The sequence below is a fragment of the Kitasatospora sp. NPDC058170 genome (assembly GCF_042883905.1).
GTDB lineage: Bacteria > Actinomycetota > Actinomycetes > Streptomycetales > Streptomycetaceae > Kitasatospora.
In genome coordinates, this window is the sequence record NZ_JBHVUV010000019.1 from 97,198 (window position 1) to 116,422 (window position 19,225).

Here is a 19,225-nt window from a genome sequence, read left to right on the forward strand (position 1 = left end):
CGGACCCCGTCCGGACCCTCCCGACCTCTCAGGACCGGCTCCGCCTCCCCGCCCCGGCGCGGACGCGGGCCGGTCCTGTCGTCCGCCCGCCCGGCCCCCGGGCATCACCGGCAGTGGACCGGCCGGGCGCACGGTGTCACACTCTTGCTGTTACAGCAGTGGTGGTACACGGAGGCGGAGGCGGGGCGGATGGGGGCCGAGGCGGCGGAGGTGCGGCTGACGGTGGACGAGCTGGCGGCGCGGGCGGGGGTGACCGTGCGCACGGTGCGGTTCTACGGGACGAAGGGCCTGCTGCCGCCGCCGGAGCTCGGACCGCGCCGGGTGGGGCTCTACGGCGCGGACCACCTGGACCGGCTCGGGCTGATCGAGGAGCTCCAGCGGCAGGGGCTGACCCTGGCCGCGATCGAGCGGTACCTGGCCCGGCTGCCGCAGGACAGCACCCCGCTGGACCTGGCGATCCACCGGGCGCTGGTCGCGTCGTGGACGCCGGAGGCCGCCGAGGAGCTGAGCCGGGCGCAGCTGGAGCGCCGCGCCGGGCAGGGGCTGTCGGAGCAGCAGCTGGAGCGGCTGGCCGCGATGGGCGCGCTGGAGCGGACGGCGGACCCGCAGGTGTTCCGGGTGGATCCGGGGCTGCTGCCGCTGGGCGTGCGGATCCTGGACGTGCCGATCCCGCTGGAGACCCTGCTGGCGGCCCGCGCGGTGGTGCTGGAGCACAGCCGGGCGACCGCGCACGAGCTGCAGCGGCTGTTCCGCGAGACGGTGTGGCGGCCGTACCGGGAGAGCGAGCCGGCGCCGGCGGAGCTGGAGCGGATGAAGGAGCTGACGGACCACATCCAGCCGATGGTGGCGCAGGCGCTGGTCACGGCGTTCCAGCGCTCGCTGCGCGAGGAGCTGGGCGGGGCGGCGCGCTCCACGGAGGACACCGACCCGCCCGCCCGACCGACCGTCAGTCGGTGAAGGTCCGGCCCTCGGCGGCGACCCGCTCCAGCAGGGCCGGCGGCGCGAACCGCTCGCCGTAGGCGGCGGCGAGCTCGCGGGCCCGGGCCGCGAAGCCGGCCGGGCCGCCCTCGTACCCGTTGATGTACTGGAACACGCCACCCGTCCAGGCCGGGAAGCCGATGCCGAGGATCGAGCCCACGTTGGCGTCGGCGACCGAGGTCAGCACGCCCTCCTCCAGGCAGCGGACCGAGTCCAGCGCCTCGCTGAAGAGCATCCGCTCCTTGAGGTCCTCGAAGGGGACGGCGGAGTCGGCCGAGGTGAAGTGCTCGCGCAGACCGGGCCAGAGCCTGCCGCGCCGGCCGTCCTCGCCGTACTCGTAGAAGCCCGCGCCGCCGCTGCGCCCCGGGCGGCCGAACTCGTCGACCATCCGGTCCACCACCGCGTCCGCCGGGTGGGCCGTCCAGCTGCCGCCGGCCGCCTCGGTGGCCCGCCGGTACTCGTCGCGGATCCGGCGCGGCAGCGTGAGGGTCAGCTCGTCGAGCAGCGAGAGCACCTTGGCCGGGTAGCCGGCCTGGGCGGCGGCCTGCTCGACGGAGGCCGGGTCGACGCCCTCGCCGACCATCGCCACGCCCTCGTTGATGAACTGGCCGATCACCCGGGAGGTGAAGAAGCCGCGCGAGTCGTTGACCACGATCGGCGTCCGGTTGATCTGGCGGACCAGGTCGAACGCCCGGGCCAGCGCCTCGTCGCCCGTCCCGGGGCCGCGGATGATCTCCACCAGCCGCATCTTGTCGACCGGCGAGAAGAAGTGCAGGCCGATGAAGTCGGCGGTGCGGACGACCCCTTCGGCGAGCAGGCCGATCGGGAGGGTGGAGGTGTTGGAGCAGAGCAGCGCGTCCGGTGCGACGACGTCCTCGATCTCCTGGAACACCTTGTGCTTGAGCTCGGGGTTCTCGAAGACCGCCTCGATCACGGCGTCGCAGCCGGCCAGGTCGGCGGCCTCGGCGGTCGGGGTGATCCGGGCGAGCAGCTCGTCGCGCTGCGCCGCGGTGGACCGGCCGCGCGCCACCGCCTTGTCCAACAGGCCGGCGGAGTAGGCCTTTCCGCGCTCGGCGGCCTCGACGGTGACGTCCTTGAGCAGGACCTCGATGCCGGCCGCGGCGCAGGTGTACGCGATACCCGCGCCCATCATGCCGGCGCCGAGCACCGCGACCCTGCGCACCTCGCGCCGCTCGATCCCCTTCGGGCGCCCGGCACCGGAGTTGACGGCCTGCAGGTCGAAGAAGAGCGCCTGGATCATGTTCTTGCTGGTCTGCCCGCAGGCCAGCTCGGTGAAGTAGCGGGCCTCGATCACCATCGCGGTGTCCACGTCCACCTGGGCGCTCTCCACCGCCACCGCCAGCACGTTGCGCGGCGCCGGGTAGGGCGCGCCGGCCAGCTGCTTGCGCAGGTTGGACGGGAAGGCCGGCAGGTTGGCGGCGAGGGCCGGGGTGGCGGGGGTGCCGCCCGGGATCCGGTACCCCTTGACGTCCCAGGGCTGGACGGCGGTCGGGTTGGCCGCGATGAAGGCGTGCGCCCGGTCGGTCAACTCCTCGGGCGTGGAGACGAGTTCGTGGACGAGGCCGTGCTGGAGCGCCTGCGCCGGCCGGTACTGGCGGCCCTCCAGCAGGAACTTCAGCAGCGCGTCGGTGATGCCGAACAGCCGGACCGTGCGGACCACTCCGCCGCCGCCAGGCAGCAGGCCGAGGGTGACCTCGGGCAGGCCGATCCGGCTGGCCGGGGTGTCCAGGGCGATCCGGTGGTGGCAGGCGAGGGCGATCTCCAGGCCGCCGCCGAGCGCGCTCCCGTTGACCGCTGCGACCACCGGCTTGCCGAGGGTCTCCAGCCGGCGCAGGGTGCGCTTGATCCGCAGGGACTTCTCGAAGACGGCGGCGGCGTCCTCGGGGCGGGCGGCGGAGAGCATCCGCAGGTCGCCGCCGGCGAAGAAGGTCTTCTTGCCGGAGGTGATGACGACGCCGCGCAGCCCGTCGCCGAGGGCGGCCAGGCGCTCGACGGCGGCCTCGAAGTCGGCCGTGAAGGCCTCGTTCATCGTGTTGACGGACTGGGTGGGGTCGTCGAGGACGAGGGTGACCACGCCGTCCTGGTCCTGCTCCCAGCGGATGGTGGTGTCGGACATGGGTTTTCGTCTCCAGGGAAGGCCGGGAAGAGAGGGGGTGCCGCACGACGCCCCGCCGGGAGGCGGTGGCGGGCGGAGCAGGCTCAGACGCGCTCGACGATGGTGGCGATGCCCATGCCGCCGCCGACGCAGAGGGTGATCAGGCCGTAGCGCAGCTCGCGCCGCTCCAGCTCGTCGATCACGGTGCCGAGGAGCATCGCGCCGGTGGCGCCGAGCGGGTGGCCGAGGGCGATCGCGCCGCCGTTGACGTTCACCTGGTCCGGCCGGAAGCCGAGTTCGCGGATGAAGCGGAGCGCGACGGCGGCGAAGGCCTCGTTGATCTCGACCAGGTCGATGTCGGCGGCGGTCAGCCCCGCCTTGGCCAGCGCCTTGCGGGTGGCGGGGGCCGGACCGGTGAGCATGATGGTGGGCTCGGAGCCGGAGACGGCGGCGGAGACGATCCTGGCCCGCGGGCGCAGGCCGTAGCGCTCGCCGATCTCCCGGTTGCCGATGGCGACCAGGGCCGCGCCGTCCACGATGCCGGAGGAGTTGCCCGCGTGGTGGACGTGGTCGATGGCCTCCACCCAGTGGTACTTCTGCAGGGCGACGGCGTCGAAGCCGCCGGCCTCGCCCATACCGGCGAAGGAGGGCTTGAGGCCGGCCAGGCTCTCCACGGTGGTGCCCGGGCGGATGAACTCGTCGCGCTCCAGCACGACCAGGCCGTTGCGGTCGCGGACCGGGACGACCGAGCCGTCGAAGAGGCCGTCCGCCTGCGCCTTGGCGGCGCGGGCCTGGGACTCGGCGGCGAAGGCGTCCACGTCCGTCCGGGAGAGGCCCTCGATGGTGGCGATCAGGTCGGCGCCGACACCCTGCGGGACGAAGTGGTTCTCGTAGTTGGTCATCGGGTCCATCGCCCAGGAGCCGCCGTCGGAGCCCATCTTCACCCGGGACATCGACTCCACGCCGCCGGCCAGGACGAGGTCCTCCCAGCCCGAACGGACCTTGGCGGCGGCCAGGTTGACGGCCTCCAGGCCGGAGGCGCAGAAGCGGTTCTCCTGGACGCCGGCCACCGTGTCGGGCAGGCCGGCCGCGATGGCGGCGATCCGGGCGATGTCGGAGCCCTGGTCGCCGATCGGGCTGACCACGCCGAGCACGATGTCGTCCACCGCCGCCGGGTCCAACCCGGGGAAGCGGCGGCGCAGTTCGTGGATCAGGCCGACGACGAGGTCGATCGGCTTGGTGCCGTGCAGCGAGCCGGTGGCCTTGCCCCGGCCGCGCGGGGTGCGGATCGCGTCGTAGACGTACGCTTCGGTGGTCACGGTGGAGAGCCTTTCGAGGGTCTGACCGGGCGGAGGGTGGTGGCCGGGCGGAGGCGGGCGCCGGGCGGGCTGGGCTGGGCCTAGCCGAGCAGGGAGCGGCCGACGATCTCCTTCATGATCTCGGTCGTCCCGCCGTAGATGGTCTGGATGCGGCCGTCGGTGAACGCGCGGGCGACCGGGTACTCGGACATGTAGCCGTAGCCGCCGTGGAGTTGGAGGCAGCGGTCGGCGGTGCGCTTCTGCAGCTCGGTGGCCCACCACTTGGCCATCGAGGCGTCCGCCGGGGTGAGCGCCCAGCGGTTGTGCTCGGTGATGCAGCGGTCGACGAAGGCCCGGGTGACGGCGCACTCGGTGGCGAGTTCGGCGATCTCGAAGCGGACGTGCTGGAGCTTGGCCAGCGGACGGCCGAAGGCCTCGCGCTGCTTGACGTACTCGGTGGTGATCTCCACCAGGTACTCGGCGCCGGCGATGGCGGCGGCCGCGATGGTCAGCCGCTCCTGGGCGAGGTTCTGCATCAGGTACACGAAGCCCTGGTGCTCCTCGCCGAGCAGGTTCTCCTTGGGCACCCGGACGTCCTCGAAGAACAACTCGGCGGTGTCCTGGGCCTTCTGGCCGATCTTGTCGAGGTTGCGGCCGCGCTCGAAGCCGGGCATGCCGCGCTCGACCACCAGCAGGCTGAGGCCGCGCGAGCCGCCCTCGGGGGTGGTCCGGGCCACCACGACCACCAGGTCGGCGAGGATGCCGTTGGAGATGAAGGTCTTGGCGCCGTTGAGGAGGTAGTGGTCGCCCTGGTCGACGGCGTGGGTGCGGATGCCCTGGAGGTCGGAGCCGGTGCCGGGCTCGGTCATCGCGATCGCGGTGATCAGCTCGCCGGTGCAGAAGCCGGGCAGCCAGCGGCGCTTCTGCTCCTCGGTGGCGAGCGAGGTGAGGTACGGGCCGATGATGTCGTTGTGCAGGCCGATCGCCAGGCCCGAGGCGCCGGCCCGGGCGAACTCCTCGGCCAGCACGGCGCTGTAGCGGAAGTCGGTGCTTCCGCCGCCGCCGTGCTCCTCGGGGGCGGCGAGCCCGAGCAGGCCCTGCCGGCCGGCGGCGAGCCAGGCGGAGCGGTCCACGATGCCGGCCCGCTCCCAGCGGTCGTAGTGCGGCAGCACCTCCTTGGCGAGGAACGACCGGACGGTCCGGCGGAAGTCCTCGTGCTCCTCGGTGTAGATGTCGCGTTCCACGGCAAGCTCCTTATCGGGCCTCGGAGTCCAGCGCGGGGACGCCCCAGTCGCGGGCGACCTCGGCGGTGTGCTCCCCCGGTCGGGCCGGCGGGCGGCGCAGCGCGCCGGGGGTGGCGGAGAAGCGCGGGGCGGGGGCCGGCTGGGTGATGCCGCCCGCCTCGACGTAGGTGCCGCGCGCCGCCAGGTGCTCGTGGGCGGCGGCCTGACCCATCGTCAGGACCGGTTCCACGCAGGCGTCGGAGCCCGCGAAGACGGCCTCCCACTCGGCACGGGTGCGGGTGGCGAAGCGTTCGGCGATCCGGGCCCGCAGCTCGGGCCAGCGGGCGGTGTCGTACTGGGCGGGCGCGTCCGGGCCGAGCTCCAGCAGCCGGGCGAACTCGGCGTAGAACTGCGGCTCCAGCGCCCCGACGGCGAGGTGGCCGCCGTCCGCCGCGCGGTAGACGGCGTAGCAGGGGGCGCCGCCGTCGAGCAGGTTGACGCCCCGGCGGTCCTGCCAGTGGCCGGCGGCGAGCAGGCCCCAGAGCATCGAGGTGAGGTGGGCGGCGCCGTCCACGATCGCGGCGTCGACCACCTGGCCGGCGCCGGTCGTACGGGCGTGGTGGAGGGCGGCGAGCAGGCCGACCACCAGGTAGAGCGAGCCGCCGGCGTAGTCGCCGAGCAGGTTGGCCGGGATCGCGGGCGGGGCGTCGGGGGCGCCGATCATGCCGAGCACCCCGGCCACGGCCGCGTACCCGATGTCGTGGCCGGCCCGGTCGGCGAGCGGGCCGTGCTGGCCCCAGCCGGTCATCCGGCCGTAGACCAGCGCGGGGTTGCGGGCCAGGCAGGCCTCCGGTCCGACGCCGAGGCGCTCGGCGACTCCGGGTCGGTAGCCCTCGATCAGCAGCTGGGCGCGTTCGACGAGGTCGAGCACCCGGCCCGGCCCCTCGGGGGCCTTGAGGTCGATCAGCACCGAGCGCTTGTTGCGGTTGGTGAGGTCGTACGCCGGCTCGACGCCCAGCGGGGACGGGCTGGGCCGGTCGACCCGGACCACGTCGGCGCCGAGGTCGGCGAGCAGCATGGCGGCGAAGGGCCCGGGGCCGATTCCCGCGAGTTCGACCACCCGCACACCGGCCAGCGGGCCGGGGCTGGTTGCGCCAGACACGGGCCACCGCCCCCTTCAGAGGTTTGACAGTAAAGCTGTAACACTCGCGATGATAGGGAAGCGACCCGCCGGTAACAAGACCCTCGGCCCAAGCGCGCCGGGGCACCGCCACCGGCCCCGGGCTCCGGCGGACGGACCCGCAGGGCACCCGGACGGGCCGGCGGTAGGAGGCGGCCGCCGGGCGGATCCCCCCGCAGGGGGAGGTGGATCGTGTGACGGGGGGAGGTGGGGGCGGGCCCGCCCGCGGGAGCGTGGGGGCATGACCACGAGGACCTCTGGCAGCACGGCGCAGGGTGTGGCGGCCGCACTGGCCGTCGCCGCGACGCTGCCCTACCTGACGCTCAAACTGCTCTGGCTGACCGGGCACCCGGTGGGCGCCGACGACCCGGCCGCACTGGACAAGCTGTGGCTGGTGAACCTGCTGACCTTCGGCATGGACGCGATCGCGGTCGTGCTCGCGCTCGCGTTCGCCCGGCCCTGGGGGCGGCGGGCACCGGCCGGGCTGCTGGCCTTCCCGATGTGGGTGGCGACCGGCCTGCTCGGCACCATCCTGGTCGCCCTGCCGCTGTACCTGCTGACCGTGCCGCTGTTCGGTACCGGCGAGGCGCCAAAACAGGACGACGGGCCGAGCGGGCTGGGCGACTGGGTGTTCGCCGTGGTGTACGGCGGGTTCAGCGTCCAGGGCATCGCGCTGATCACCGCGTTCCTGCTGTACGCGCGACGGCGCTGGGTCGGCCTGCTGCGCAGCCGGATCGGCGAGCTGCCCGACTCCCCCACGCTGACCGTGCAGCGCGCCCTCGCCTGCGTCGCCGCGCTGCTCGCGCTCGGGGTGGCCGCGGCCCGGATCTACTGGGCGGCGGGCGGCACCACGGGGCTGCCCCTCCAGTGGGTGGAGGAGCGCGGCCGCAGCATGGCCGTCCTGGACGGGACGACCGCGGTGATGGCGGTGGCCGCCCCGGCGGCGCTGCTGCTCCTGGTGTTCCGCCGCCTGCCCGGGCGGCGGCTGCGGGTGCCGCTGGCCACGGCCTGGACCGCGTCCGGGTCGCTGTTCGGCTGGGGCGCCTGGCAGTTGGTGGCGTTCGCGGCCACCACCGAGGTGCCCGAGGCCCGCAAGGCCGTACCCGGCCTGCTGCCGATGGTGGAGGCGCTGCAGGTGGTGGTGGGGCTGCTGGTCCTGGTGGTCGGGGCGGTCGCCCTGGTGGAACGGGCCGCTGCCCGCCGGAGCGCTGACGTAGAGTCGGCCCGGTGAGCACGGGGGCGGGCGCGGGGGCGGGCACGGGCATGACCGGCGGGGCACGGCGGGCGGGCAGCGCGCTGCTCGGGCGGCGGGCGCGGCTGCGCTGGGTGCACCTGGTGCTCGGCGGTGCGCTGCTGATGCCGTACTGGATGCTCTCCGTCGTCCTGCTCGGCGCGCTCGACCCGAGCCACGGGCAGCCGGTCCAGACCCTCCTCTACTTCGCCTCCCTCGGGCTGTCCCTGCCGATGGCCGCCGTCACCGCGCTGGTGCCGACGGTCCGGTCGCTGGAGGGGGCGGCCGCCCGGGCGCTCTGCGCGCCGGAGCGGGCCGAGGAGGTGTCCACCGGCCCGGCGAGGTCCTGGGCGGCGCGGCGCCGGACCGCCGCCTTCTACGTCCTGCACGTGCTGTTCGGCGGGGTGGTCAGCGGGATGTCGCTGGCCGGGACGCCGTTCGCGGTGGTGCTGCTGATCACGCCGCTGGGCGGGCCGGCGGTGGACGACGTGGTGCAGTTCTGGCAGGACCGGGGCATCCCTGGCCCGCTGCCCGCTCAGGTGCTCGGCCTCGCCCTGCTGCTGCTGATCATCGGCACCAGCGCCGGCCTCGGCGCACTGCTGGCCCGCTGGGCGCCGGTCCTGCTCGGCCCGACCCCGGAGGAGCGGCTGGCCGCCGCCGAGCGCCGGGCCACCGTGCTCGCCGAGCGCAACCGGCTCGCCCGCGAGCTGCACGACTCGGTCGGCCACGCGCTCAGTGCGGTCGGCATCCAGGCCTCGGCCGCCGCCCGGGTGCTGCGGACCGACCCGGACTTCGCCGCCGAGGCGCTGGAGGCGATCGGCGAGACCGCGCGGGCGGCCGTCGCCGACCTGGACACCGTGCTGGGCCTGCTGCGCGAGGAGGACCGGGCGGACCCGCGGCCGCCCGGTCCGACCCTGGCCGGACTGGGCGACCTGCTGCGCCAGCTCGCCCGCACCGGGGTGGAGGTCGACGCCGAGCTCGCCCCCGGGCTGAACCGGCTGCCGGCCGCCGTCTCCCGCGAGGCGTACCGGATCGTGCAGGAGGGCCTGACCAACGTGCTGCGGCACGCCGGTTCCGCGCCGGCCCGGCTGCGGGTGGGGCTGGCGGCGGGCCGGCTGCAGATCGAGCTGACCAGCCCGATGGGCCCGGCCCACCCCAGCCGGCCCGGCGGCGGCCGGGGGCTGCGCGGGATCGGCGAGCGGGCGGCGGTGCTGCGCGGCGGCTGCGAGGCCGGGCCGACGGAGGACGGGACGACGTGGCGGCTGGCCGTCTGGCTGCCGGTGGGAGGAGCACAGTGAACGACACGACCGACACGATCCGCGTGGTGATCGCGGACGACGAGCGCCTGGTGCGGACGGGCCTGCGGGTGGTGATCGACGCCGAACCGGACCTCACCGTGGTCGGCGAGGCCGCCGACGGCGCCGAGGTCGTCCCGCTGGTGCGCGAGCTGCGGCCGGACGTGGTGCTGATGGACGTCCGGATGCCCGGCATCGACGGCATCCGGGCCACCGAGCAGCTCGTCGCCGGAATGTCCGAGCCCCCGCGGATCCTGGTCGTCACGACCTTCGAGCACGACGACCACGTGTACGACGCCCTACGGGCGGGGGCCTGCGGGTTCCTGCTGAAGCGGGCCCGGGCGGAGGAGATGGTGCAGGCGGTGCGGCTGGTCGCGCGCGGGGACTCGCTGCTCTTCCCGGCCGCGGTGCGCGAGCTCGCGCTGCGGCGGGAGCCGGCCCGGCGGGCCGGGGCGGGCCGGACGGGGCGCAGCCCGGTCGAGCGGCTCACCGAGCGGGAGGGGCAGGTGCTGCGGCTGATGGCGGCCGGGCTGAACAACGGCGAGATCGCGGGGCGCCTGGTGGTCAGCCAGGAGACGGTCAAGACGCACGTCGGCAGCGTGCTCGCCAAGCTCGGGGCCCGGGACCGCACCCAGGCGGTGATCACCGCCTACGAGTCGGGGTTCGTGCTGCCCGGGTGACCGGGGGCGGACCGGGCGACCTGGGCAGCGCGGGTGACCGGGACGGCGCGGGCGGCGCAGTGACGTTTCTTCCGTCCCGTGGCTACCAGCGAGTAGAGTTCGGCCCTCAAGCCGTCCGATACCTCCCGTATCGCCTGAAACGAACTGGTGGCCGCATGTCAGTCCGGACCCGCCCTGCGCTCTGGTGGCGCCTGGGCATCGTGCTCTCGGCAGGCCTCGGCCTGACCCTCCAGACCGCGCCGCTGGTGTACTTCACGATCCAGAGCAACGTGATCGTGCTCGGCTACTTCATCGGCGCGGTGTACTGGATGGTCAAGCGCGGCACCGTCGACGCGCCCGCACCCCGGCTGCGCGGCGCCGCCACGCTGTACATCCTGATCACCGGCCTGGTCTCGCACGTCCTGCTGGAGCACGGCGCCAACCCGCTGCCCGGGCTGTTCGACGGGCCGGACAAGCTGGCCCACTGGTCCTCCTTCTTCCTGCACTACGTCACGCCGGTGATGGTGATCATCGACTGGCTGACGCTGAAGCCGCGCAACGCCTCCGCCTGGCGGGACGTCCCGCTCTGGCTGGCCTTCCCGCTCGGCTACGCGGCGATCGTGCTGGCGCGCAACGCGCTGTTCTCCAACTACCCGATGCCCTACCCCTACTTCTTCTTCGACCCGACCACCGAGGGCTACGCCTATGTGTGGGGTCAGATCGCCCTGCTGACGGTGGAGTTCGTGGTGCTCGCGGCGACCGTGATCGGGCTGGACCGGCTCGGCACCCTCGTCCGGGCCCGGCTGCGGCCGTCCGAGGCCTGAGCGCCCCGCACCCCTTCTTCCGCCCGGGGCGCCCGGGGATCATCGGATCCCCGGGCGCCCCGGGCATGCCGGGCGGCTACATCGGGTCCACCGCCCGCAGCTCGCCGTCCAGCTCCAGCCAGCGGGTGAGGCCGAGGCCGCGCAGGAACGGCAGGTCGTGGCTGGCCACGATCAGCGCGCCCTCGTAGGCGGCGAGTGCCTGGGTCAGCTGGCGGACGCTGGCCAGGTCCAGGTTGTTGGTCGGCTCGTCGAGCAGCAGCAGCTGCGGTGGCGGGTCGGCCAACAGCAGGGCGGCCAGCGTGGCCCGGAAGCGCTCCCCGCCGGAGAGCGTGGCGGCGGGCTGGTCGGCCCGGCCGCCGCGGAACAGGAAGCGGGCGAGCCGGGCCCGGATCGCGTTGTCCCCCGCCCTCGGCGCGAAGAGCTTGACGTTCCCGACGACGGTCAGCCCGTCGTCCAGCAGGTCGAGCCGCTGCGGCAGGTGGCGCAGCGGCACCGGGATGGTGATCTCCCCGGCCAGCGGGGCGAGTTCGCCCGCGATGGCGCGCAGCAGGGTGGACTTGCCGGCGCCGTTGCGGCCGACCAGGGCGACCCGCTCGGGGCCCCGCAGGTCGAGCTCGGCCGTGACGCCGTAGGGCAGCCGGACCTGGTCGAGGGTGAGCACGGTGCGGCCGGCCGGGACGTTCGTCCGCGGCAGGTCGATCCGGATCTCGGCGTCGTCCCGGACGGCCTCCTCGGCGGCGGTGAGCCGCTGCCGGGCGTCCTCCAGCCGCTCGGTGTGCATGCCCTGGAGGCGGCCGGCCGTCTCCTGGCCCTGGCGTTTCAGCTTGCCGGCGAAGATGTGCGGGTCGTTGCGGGTGACGGAGCGCTTCTTGCCGTAGCTGGCGCTGCGCTCCAGCCGCGTCCGGGCGTCGACCAAGTCCCGCTTCTGGCGCCGGACGTCGGCCTCGGCGGTGCGCAGCAGCCGCTCGGCGGTCTCCTGCTGGGCGGCGAGGGTGTGCTCGTACGCGGCGAAGTTGCCGCCGTACCAGGTGACGGCGCCGTCCCTGAGGTCGGCGATCTGGTCGACGTGCTGGAGCAGTTCGCGGTCGTGGCTGACGATCAGCATCACGCCGCTCCAGCCGGCCACCGTCTCGTAGAGCCGCTCGCGGGCGGCGCGGTCGAGGTTGTTGGTGGGCTCGTCGAGCAGCAGGACGTCGGGGCGGCGCAGCAGCAGGGCGGCCAGGCGCAGCAGCACGGCCTCGCCGCCGGAGAGCTCGCCGGTGGTGCGGTCGAGGCCGAGCCGGTGCAGCCCGAGCCGGTCGAGGGTGGCGCGGGCGCGCTCCTCGACGTCCCAGTCGTCGCCGAGGGCGTCGTAGTGGCGCTGGTCGGTGTCGCCGGACTCGATGGCGTGCAGTGCCTCGCGGGCGGCCCGGATGCCGAGCGCCTCGTCGACCCGCAGTCCGGTGTCGAGGGTGAGGCCCTGGGGCAGGTAGCCGAGCTCGCCGCCGACCCGGAGGGTGCCGCCGGTGGGGGTGAGCTCGCCCGCGACGAGTCGCAGCAGGGTGGACTTGCCCGCGCCGTTCAGCCCGATCAGGCCGGTGCGGCCGGGGCCGACGGCGAGGTTGAAGCCGTCCAGGACGGGCTTGCCGTCCGGCCACTCGAAGGAGAGGTCGGAGCAGAGGACGGAGATGGTGGGTTGTGCCATGGATGGCCTCCCGGTGGTTGCCGAATCTGGTCGAGGGAGCAACACGGGAGACACCGCGGGTGCGGCGGAGGTGCGGGAGCGCCCGCGCCCGGAGGAAGACCGGGCCGGCTCACCACTGAGGTCGCACACTCGCGCGGCGCACGCACAGGCCGATACGGCCGTGGCGCGGCGGGGCGGTGTCTCGGGACCTCAGTAGAGCAACGGCCTTCTCCTGTTCTGGCGGGTGGCACCGATCACGCTACGAAAGGCCCGCGCGGCCCCGCAACCGGTTTTCGGGCGGGGCCCGGAGGCGGGGGCCCGGGAGCTGGGCCCGGAGGCGGCGGTCCGGGGGCGGCGGTCCGGGAGCGGGGGCCCGGGAGCGGTGGTCCGCGGACGGGGGATTGTGCCCGGTGCCTGCACCGTGCCGATCCGGTGCCGATCCGGTGACAGGAGCGTCCCGGACACGGCCGCACGTCAGGAGCCTGCCGGTCCGCATGGCAGACTCCTCACCTGCCACGCCTGCGGCTCGAAGCGCAGGGGCACCGCTCACAGGGGGAACTGATCCGATGTCACCGATATCCCGTACGAAGCGTGCTGCGCTGGGCGCGTCCGTCGTCACCCTGACGATGGTCCTCGCGACGGCCTGCGGCCCGGACAACGCCGACCCGGCCGGCGCGCAGACCGCGGCCCCGACCGCGGCCGGGACGGCGTCGACGCCCGCCGGCAAGACCGGTGCCGCGCCGATCAAGCTGCCGACGGTCGAGGAACTGAAGAGCTGGAAGTTCGAGGACTGGGACAAGTGGGCCCAGCAGAACGTCATCACGCCGGCCGTCAAGGGCTACTGGACCCTCCAGAAGCTGCTGGACGCCAAGCCCAAGCCGATGCCGAGCCCCCAGCCCGACCCGACGCAGCCGCCCGCCCAGCCGACCGCGCAGCCCACCGCCCAGCCGACCGCACCGGCCCCGGCCACCGCACCCCCCGGCGGCGCCGACCCGCTGCCGCAGGTGATCGAGGCCAAGCCGGCCGCGCACCCGTTCGCGAAGAACCTGCACGTCAACGGGAAGATCTTCTTCAAGGACGGCAACGAGGACTACGTGTGCTCCGGCACCGTCGTCTCCGACCCGACCAACCCCGGCAAGAGCAACCTGGTGTGGACCGCCAGCCACTGCCTGCACGGCGGCAAGGGCGGCAAGTACTACACCAACATCAGCTTCGCCCCGGCGTACAACAGCAACGGCGCGCTGAGCGGCGGCAAGAAGGGCGACGAGGCCGCCGCCGAGCCGTACGGCGAGTGGGGCGCGGTCGGCGGCATGGTCTCCCCGCAGTGGGCGGGCGAGGCCGACCCGGAGCACGGCGGCCCGTGGAGCCAGTACGACTTCGGCATCATCAGGGTGGCCAACCCGTCCGGCGGGAAGTCGCTGGAGGAGACCGTCGGCGGCTCCGTCCCGATCTGGTTCAACGCCCCGCGCGAGCAGCTGACCGCCGTGAACAGCTACGGCTACCCGGCCGGCAAGCCCTTCGACGGCACCGAGCTGGACCACTGCGACAGCGCCAAGCCGCCGGTCCGCAAGCCCGGCGGCGACCCGAGCCGCCCGGCGATGCTGATGATCGGCTGCAACATGACCGGCGGCAGCAGCGGCGGCGGCTGGTTCGCCACCAAGGACGGCAAGCAGGTCCTGGTCAGCGACACCTCCGTCGGCAACGCCGCCAACACCTACGAGGCGGGCCCGTACCTGGAGGACGTGGCCGCGCACATGCTGGACTACTTCGCCAAGAAGTCCAAGTGACCTCGGGCACATCCTGACCCCGCAGGGGCCGCGGCGATCCTGCCGCGGCCCCTGCGCCGTCCCGCGACACCCCGGGCTCTCATAGAATCGGGGCATCATGAGCGCCACACTCGTAGTCAAGGACCTCAGCGCCGGACACGGCGACCGCACCCTCTTCTCCGGCCTGGACCTGGTCGTCGCCCCCGGCGACGTGATCGGGCTGGTCGGCGCGAACGGCGCCGGCAAGTCGACGCTGCTGCGGCTGCTGGCCGGACTGGACACCCCCGAGGGCGGCTCGCTGCGGCTCAGCCCGGCGAGCGCCAACGTCGGCCACCTGCCGCAGGAGCCGGAGCGCAACGAGGGCGAGTCCGTCCGCGCGTTCCTGGCCCGCCGCACCGGCGTCGCGGCCGCGCAGGCCGCGCTGGACGAGGCCACCGAGGGCCTGGTCGACGGCCGTCCCGGCGCCGACGACGCGTACGCGGAGAGCCTGGACCGCTGGCTGGAGCTCGGCGGCGCCGACCTGGAGGAGCGGGCCGAGGAGGTGGCCGGCTCGCTCGGCCTGAAGGTCTCGCTCGACCTGCCGATGACCGCGCTCTCCGGCGGCCAGGCCGCCCGCGCCGGACTGGCCTCGCTGCTGCTCTCCCGCTACGACGTCTTCCTCCTCGACGAGCCGACCAACGACCTCGACCTGGACGGCCTGGAGCGCCTGGAGTCCTTCGTCAAGGGCCTGCGCGCGGGCACCGTGCTGATCAGCCACGACCGCGAGTTCCTGGCCCGGACGGTGACCAAGGTGCTGGAGCTGGACCTCGCCCAGCAGCAGGTCAACGTGTACGGCGGCGGCTACGAGGCGTACCTGGAGGAGCGCGCGGTGGCCCGTCGGCACGCCCGCGAGGACTACGAGGAGTACGCCGACACCAAGGCCGGCCTGGAGGCCCGGGCCCGGATGCAGCGCGGCTGGATGGAACACGGGGTGCGCAACGCGCGCCGCAAGTCCAGCGACAACGACAAGATCGGCCGCGCGATGCGCTCCGAGTCCACCGAGAAGCAGGCCTCCAAGGCCCGGCAGACCCAGCGGATGATCGAGCGCCTGGACGTGGTCGAGGAGCCGCGCAAGGAGTGGGAGCTGCGGATGGAGATCGCCACCGCGCCGCGCTCCGGCTCGGTGGTGGCGACCCTGCGCGGGGCGGGCGTGCGGCGCGGCGACTTCGCCTTCGGTCCGGTGGACCTGCAGATCGACTGGGCCGACCGGGTCGCGATCACCGGCGCCAACGGCGCGGGCAAGTCCACGCTGCTCGCCGCACTGCTCGGCCGGCTCGAACTCGACGGCGGCAGCGCCGTGCTGGGCTCGGGCGTGGTGGTCGGCGAGGTCGACCAGGCGCGCGGCCTGTTCCTCGGCGGGGAGCCGCTCTCGGACGCCTTCGCCGCCGCCGTGCCGGAGCTCTCGCCGGAGGAGGTACGCACCCTGCTCGCCAAGTTCGGGCTGAAGGCGGCGCACGTGCTGCGCCCGGCCGGCACCCTCTCCCCCGGCGAGCGCACCCGGGCCGCGCTGGCGCTGCTCCAGGCGCGCGGGGTCAACCTGCTGGTGCTGGACGAGCCCACCAACCACCTGGACCTGCCCGCCATCGAGCAGTTGGAGTCGGCGCTGGCCTCGTACACCGGCACGCTGCTGCTGGTCACGCACGACCGGCGGATGCTGGATACCGTGTCGGTGAACCGGCGGATCGAGGTCAGGGACGGGCGCGTCCACGAGAGCTGAGCCGCCCGGTCCGGCACCGGCGGTCGGGGAGTGGTCTGGACCGGCCTCTTCCCCGACCGCCCGTCATGTGCTGTGCTGTCGGCCATGGTTGACAGTGCAGTGGCAGGGGCGTCCCACCCGACCGTCCCGCTGAGCCCGATGACGGTGCCCGCCCACGAGGCCGAGGCGCGCAGCAGGTCCTTCCACGACGTGATGGCCCGGCGCCGGACCGTCCGCGACTACGCGACCCACCCGATCCCGGACGGCGTGGTCGAGTGGGCGATCCGCACCGCGAACACCGCGCCCAGCGGCGCGCACGCCCAGCCCTGGCGGTTCGTGGTGATCACCGACCCGGAGCGCAAGCGGCGGCTGCGGGAGGCCGCCGAGGCCGAGGAGCGCGAGTTCTACGCGCACCGGGCCTCCGAGGAGTGGCTGACCGCGCTGGCCCCGATCGGCACCGACTGGCGCAAGCCGTTCCTGGAGGACGCGCCCGCGGTGATCGTCGTCTTCGAGGTGCACAAGGGCCCGCACTCGCCGCGCCCGTACTACACCAAGGAGTCGGTGGGCATCGCGGTCGGGCTGCTGCTCGCCTCGCTGCACCAGGCCGGACTGGCCACCCTGACCCACACCCCGAGCCCGATGAAGTTCCTCAACGAGGTCTGCGAGCGGCCTGCCGAGGAGCGGGCCGCGTACGTGATCCCGGTCGGGTACCCGGCGCAGGGGGCGCGCGTCCCCGACCTTCGGCGCAAGGAGCTCGACGACGTCCTGGTACGCCTCTGACGCGCCCGCGGTGGTGTCCGGTAATCGGTGGTGACCGGTCCTGACGGCCGACATAATCACTGGCATGAGCCACGTCATGCCGCTCGCCGGCGCAGAGGCCGGACAGCCCGGACAGCCCGGACAGCCCGGGCAGGCCGGGCAGGCCCCCGGACCCGGCGCCCCCGGACCCGGCACCACCGGACGGCGCGGGGCCACCGGCGGTCCGCGCGAGGTCACCGCCGGCCGGCCGCCCGAGCTGCTGCCACTGCCCGGCGGGGTCTCGCTGCACCGCCGCGCCTCCGGGCACGCGGCCGCGCTCAACGCGGCCGTGCTGGCCGACCTCGACCATCTGCGGCCGTGGATGGAGTGGGCGGCCGAGGCACCGAGCCCCGAGGCCACCGCCGAGGTGATCAGGGCCGGGGCCGCCGCCTGGGCGGCGGGCACCGACTTCATGTACCTGGCCGGCCTGGACGCCCAACCGGGCAGCGTGGTCGGCGCGTTCGGACTGCACGGCCGGCTCGGCCCCGGCGCGCTGGAGCTCGGCTACTGGGTGCTCTCCCGGCACACCGGGCGGGGCATCGCCACCTCCGCCGCCCGGGCGCTCACCGCCGCGGCGCTCGCGCTGCCCGGCATCGGGCGGGTGGAGATCCACTGCGACGAGGCGAACGGCGCCAGCGCCGCCGTCCCGCGCAAGCTCGGCTACCGGCTCGACCGGGTGGTGGACGCGCCCGTCCGGGCACCGGGGGAGACCGGCCGGAAGCTGATCTGGGTCAAGGAGCGCTGAGCCGGGCGCCGCGGGGGCGGGCAGCCCCCTCGGCGCCCGGCGGCTCAGTACCGCTCGCCGGTCGGCGCGGGCAGCGCGTCCAGCTCGGCGAGGTCGGCCGCGCCGAGGACCACGCCGGCCGCGCCCGCGTTGTCCGCCAGGTAGCGCGGCGTCTTGGTGCCCGGAATCGGGAAGACGTACCGGCCCTGGGCCAGCACCCAGGCCAGCGCCACCTGCGCGGGCGTCGCGCCGACCCGGGCGGCGACCTCCTTCACCTTCCCGACCAGCGCCAGGTTGGCCGTCAGCGCGTCCTGCTGGAAGCGCGGCAGCGAGCGGCGGAAGTCGTCGGCGGGCAGCTCGTCCGCGGAGGAGATGCTGCCGGTGAGGAAGCCCCGCCCGAGCGGCGAGAACGGCAGGAAGGCGATGCCCTCCGCCTCGGTGTACGGGAGCACCTCGGCCAGCGCGTCCCGGGTCCACAGCGACAGCTCCGACTGCACGGACGCCACCGGGTGCACCGCCTGCGCCCGCCTGATCTCCTCGACGCCCACCTCGGAGAGGCCGATCCGCAGCGCCTTGCCCGCCGCGACCACCTCGGCGAGCGCGCCCCAGGTCTCCTCGATCGGCACCTGCGGGTCCACCCGGTGCAGCTGGTACAGGTCGACGTGGTCGGTGCCGAGGCGGCGCAGGCTCTCGTCGATCGAGCGCCGCACGTGCTCCGGCCGGCCGTCGTTCCCGACCCGGCGGCCCTCGTCGCCCGGCACCAGGCCCACCTTGGTGGCGAGCACCGCGCGCTCCCGGTAGGAGCCGGCGAGGGCCGCGCCGACCACCTCCTCGTTGCTGTACGGGCCGTAGATGTCGGCGGTGTCGATCAGCGTGACGCCGAGGTCCAGCGCCCCCCTGATCACCTTCACCGAGGTCTCGTCGTCGCGGTTGTGCAGGTCGTAGGCCCAGGTCATCCCCATGCAGCCGAGGCCGACCACACCGATCTCCGGGCCCTTGCTGCCGAGCGTGCTGGTACGCATCTTCCGGTGCTCCTTCGTAGCGCGGATCAACGGGCACCAGCCTCTCCCTTGGAGTGCACTCGAGGTCAAGCGCCTTCCTCGCGGAGCTCCCCGCCCGCCGACCAGCGCCGCCAGCCGGCCCGCAGCACCAGCGCGGCGAGCCGCTCGTAGCCGCCCGCCCCGGGGTGCGCGCCGTCGCCGCCGCCGGCCTCGGCCACCCAGACCGCGTCCGCGGCGAGCTCCCCGGTGACGGGCACGAAGGGCACCCCGCGCTCGGCGCAGAGCGCCGCGAGCGCGTCGGCGAGCTCCAGCAGCCGGCCCAGGTGCTCCTCGCCCCGGAAGACCACCGGCGGCGGCCCGACCACCAGCACCCCGAGGCCGCGCTCCCGGGCCCCGTCCAGCAGTGCGGCGAGGTTCTCCACGCAGCGCTCGGGCGCCACCCGCGGCCGGCCGTCCTCCAGGGTGGTGTCGTTGCTGCCGAACGAGACGACGAGCCGGTTGTCCGCCTCGGGGAGGGTCCGCGCGTCGACCTCCCGCCAGCAGCGGCGCAGCACGTCCGCGGAGGTGTTCCGCCGGATCCCCAGGTTGAAGGCCGTGACGTCCCCGCCGACGGCCTGCAGGACCCGGCCGACCCAGCCCCGGAACTCCGGATCCCCGATGCCCTGGACGAAGGAGTCGCCGATGAAACAGATACGCAGGTCCCTGGTCATCGCGCCACCATAGGGCGAGGTCAC

General features: G+C 74.4%; 16 protein-coding genes. 9 read left to right on the top strand and 7 right to left on the bottom strand.

The window, feature by feature from the left end; translation table 11 throughout:
* The first annotated feature begins 189 nt into the window (after positions 1-189).
* The gene (locus tag ACFVVX_RS22115; protein ID WP_387948274.1) at positions 190-957 is read left to right on the top strand and encodes a MerR family transcriptional regulator; all 768 of its coding nucleotides are present in this window, start codon (positions 190-192) and stop codon (positions 955-957) included.
* Here the strand turns inward: ACFVVX_RS22115 and ACFVVX_RS22120 are convergent.
* From ACFVVX_RS22120 to ACFVVX_RS22135, 4 genes are all read right to left on the bottom strand, one after another.
* Positions 947-3,115, bottom strand: coding sequence for a 3-hydroxyacyl-CoA dehydrogenase NAD-binding domain-containing protein (locus tag ACFVVX_RS22120; protein WP_387948095.1), 2,169 nt, complete (start codon positions 3,113-3,115; stop codon positions 947-949). The two genes, ACFVVX_RS22115 and ACFVVX_RS22120, sit on opposite strands and share 11 nt — an antisense overlap.
* Before the next feature lie 83 nt (positions 3,116-3,198).
* Positions 3,199-4,413, bottom strand: coding sequence for an acetyl-CoA C-acetyltransferase (locus ACFVVX_RS22125; RefSeq protein WP_387948097.1), 1,215 nt, complete (start codon positions 4,411-4,413; stop codon positions 3,199-3,201).
* An 80-nt stretch (positions 4,414-4,493) separates the two neighbouring features.
* A complete protein-coding gene (locus ACFVVX_RS22130; protein ID WP_387948099.1) occupies positions 4,494-5,636 on the bottom strand; it encodes an acyl-CoA dehydrogenase family protein in 1,143 nt (380 codons plus the stop codon).
* A gap of 10 nt (positions 5,637-5,646) precedes the next feature.
* On the bottom strand, positions 5,647-6,777 hold the full coding sequence (locus tag ACFVVX_RS22135; RefSeq protein ID WP_387948101.1) for a CaiB/BaiF CoA transferase family protein: 1,131 nt from the start codon (positions 6,775-6,777) through the stop codon (positions 5,647-5,649).
* 259 nt (positions 6,778-7,036) lie between these two features.
* On the opposite strand from ACFVVX_RS22135, the gene ACFVVX_RS22140 reads away from it, so the two are divergent.
* The 4 genes from ACFVVX_RS22140 to ACFVVX_RS22155 all read left to right on the top strand — a co-directional run bounded on the left by ACFVVX_RS22140 (position 7,037) and on the right by ACFVVX_RS22155 (position 10,804).
* The gene (locus tag ACFVVX_RS22140; RefSeq protein ID WP_387948103.1) at positions 7,037-8,026 is read left to right on the top strand and encodes a hypothetical protein; all 990 of its coding nucleotides are present in this window, start codon (positions 7,037-7,039) and stop codon (positions 8,024-8,026) included.
* Complete coding sequence (locus tag ACFVVX_RS22145) at positions 8,023-9,324, top strand: sensor histidine kinase (RefSeq protein WP_387948105.1); 1,302 nt, start codon at positions 8,023-8,025, stop codon at positions 9,322-9,324. Before ACFVVX_RS22140 ends, ACFVVX_RS22145 begins: the two co-directional genes overlap by 4 nt.
* Complete coding sequence (locus tag ACFVVX_RS22150) at positions 9,321-10,001, top strand: response regulator (RefSeq protein WP_387948107.1); 681 nt, start codon at positions 9,321-9,323, stop codon at positions 9,999-10,001. Before ACFVVX_RS22145 ends, ACFVVX_RS22150 begins: the two co-directional genes overlap by 4 nt.
* 155 nt (positions 10,002-10,156) lie before the next feature.
* Complete coding sequence (locus tag ACFVVX_RS22155) at positions 10,157-10,804, top strand: Pr6Pr family membrane protein (RefSeq protein WP_387948109.1); 648 nt, start codon at positions 10,157-10,159, stop codon at positions 10,802-10,804.
* Positions 10,805-10,880: 76 nt separating this feature from the next.
* On the opposite strand, the gene ACFVVX_RS22160 is transcribed toward ACFVVX_RS22155, so the two are convergent.
* On the bottom strand, positions 10,881-12,488 hold the full coding sequence (locus ACFVVX_RS22160) for an ABC-F family ATP-binding cassette domain-containing protein (RefSeq protein ID WP_387948111.1): 1,608 nt from the start codon (positions 12,486-12,488) through the stop codon (positions 10,881-10,883).
* Positions 12,489-13,033: 545 nt separating this feature from the next.
* Between ACFVVX_RS22160 and ACFVVX_RS22165 the strand changes: the two genes are divergently transcribed.
* The 4 genes from ACFVVX_RS22165 (at position 13,034) to ACFVVX_RS22180 (ending at position 17,511) form a co-directional block, all read left to right on the top strand.
* Positions 13,034-14,254: a trypsin-like serine peptidase gene (locus ACFVVX_RS22165; protein WP_387948113.1), complete on the top strand. Its 1,221-nt coding sequence runs from the start codon at positions 13,034-13,036 to the stop codon at positions 14,252-14,254.
* A 97-nt stretch (positions 14,255-14,351) separates the two neighbouring features.
* Positions 14,352-15,989: an ABC-F family ATP-binding cassette domain-containing protein gene (locus tag ACFVVX_RS22170; RefSeq protein ID WP_387948115.1), complete on the top strand. Its 1,638-nt coding sequence runs from the start codon at positions 14,352-14,354 to the stop codon at positions 15,987-15,989.
* Positions 15,990-16,073: 84 nt separating this feature from the next.
* The gene (locus tag ACFVVX_RS22175; RefSeq protein WP_387948117.1) at positions 16,074-16,748 is read left to right on the top strand and encodes a nitroreductase family protein; all 675 of its coding nucleotides are present in this window, start codon (positions 16,074-16,076) and stop codon (positions 16,746-16,748) included.
* Positions 16,749-16,812: 64 nt separating this feature from the next.
* Positions 16,813-17,511: a GNAT family N-acetyltransferase gene (locus tag ACFVVX_RS22180; protein ID WP_387948119.1), complete on the top strand. Its 699-nt coding sequence runs from the start codon at positions 16,813-16,815 to the stop codon at positions 17,509-17,511.
* A gap of 44 nt (positions 17,512-17,555) precedes the next feature.
* On the opposite strand, the gene ACFVVX_RS22185 is transcribed toward ACFVVX_RS22180, so the two are convergent.
* Together ACFVVX_RS22185 and ACFVVX_RS22190 are read right to left on the bottom strand one after the other, a co-directional pair.
* A complete protein-coding gene (locus tag ACFVVX_RS22185; protein ID WP_387948121.1) occupies positions 17,556-18,512 on the bottom strand; it encodes an aldo/keto reductase in 957 nt (318 codons plus the stop codon).
* Between the two features lie 65 nt (positions 18,513-18,577).
* Positions 18,578-19,201, bottom strand: coding sequence for a GDSL-type esterase/lipase family protein (locus tag ACFVVX_RS22190; RefSeq protein ID WP_387948123.1), 624 nt, complete (start codon positions 19,199-19,201; stop codon positions 18,578-18,580).
* Positions 19,202-19,225 lie beyond the last annotated feature (24 nt).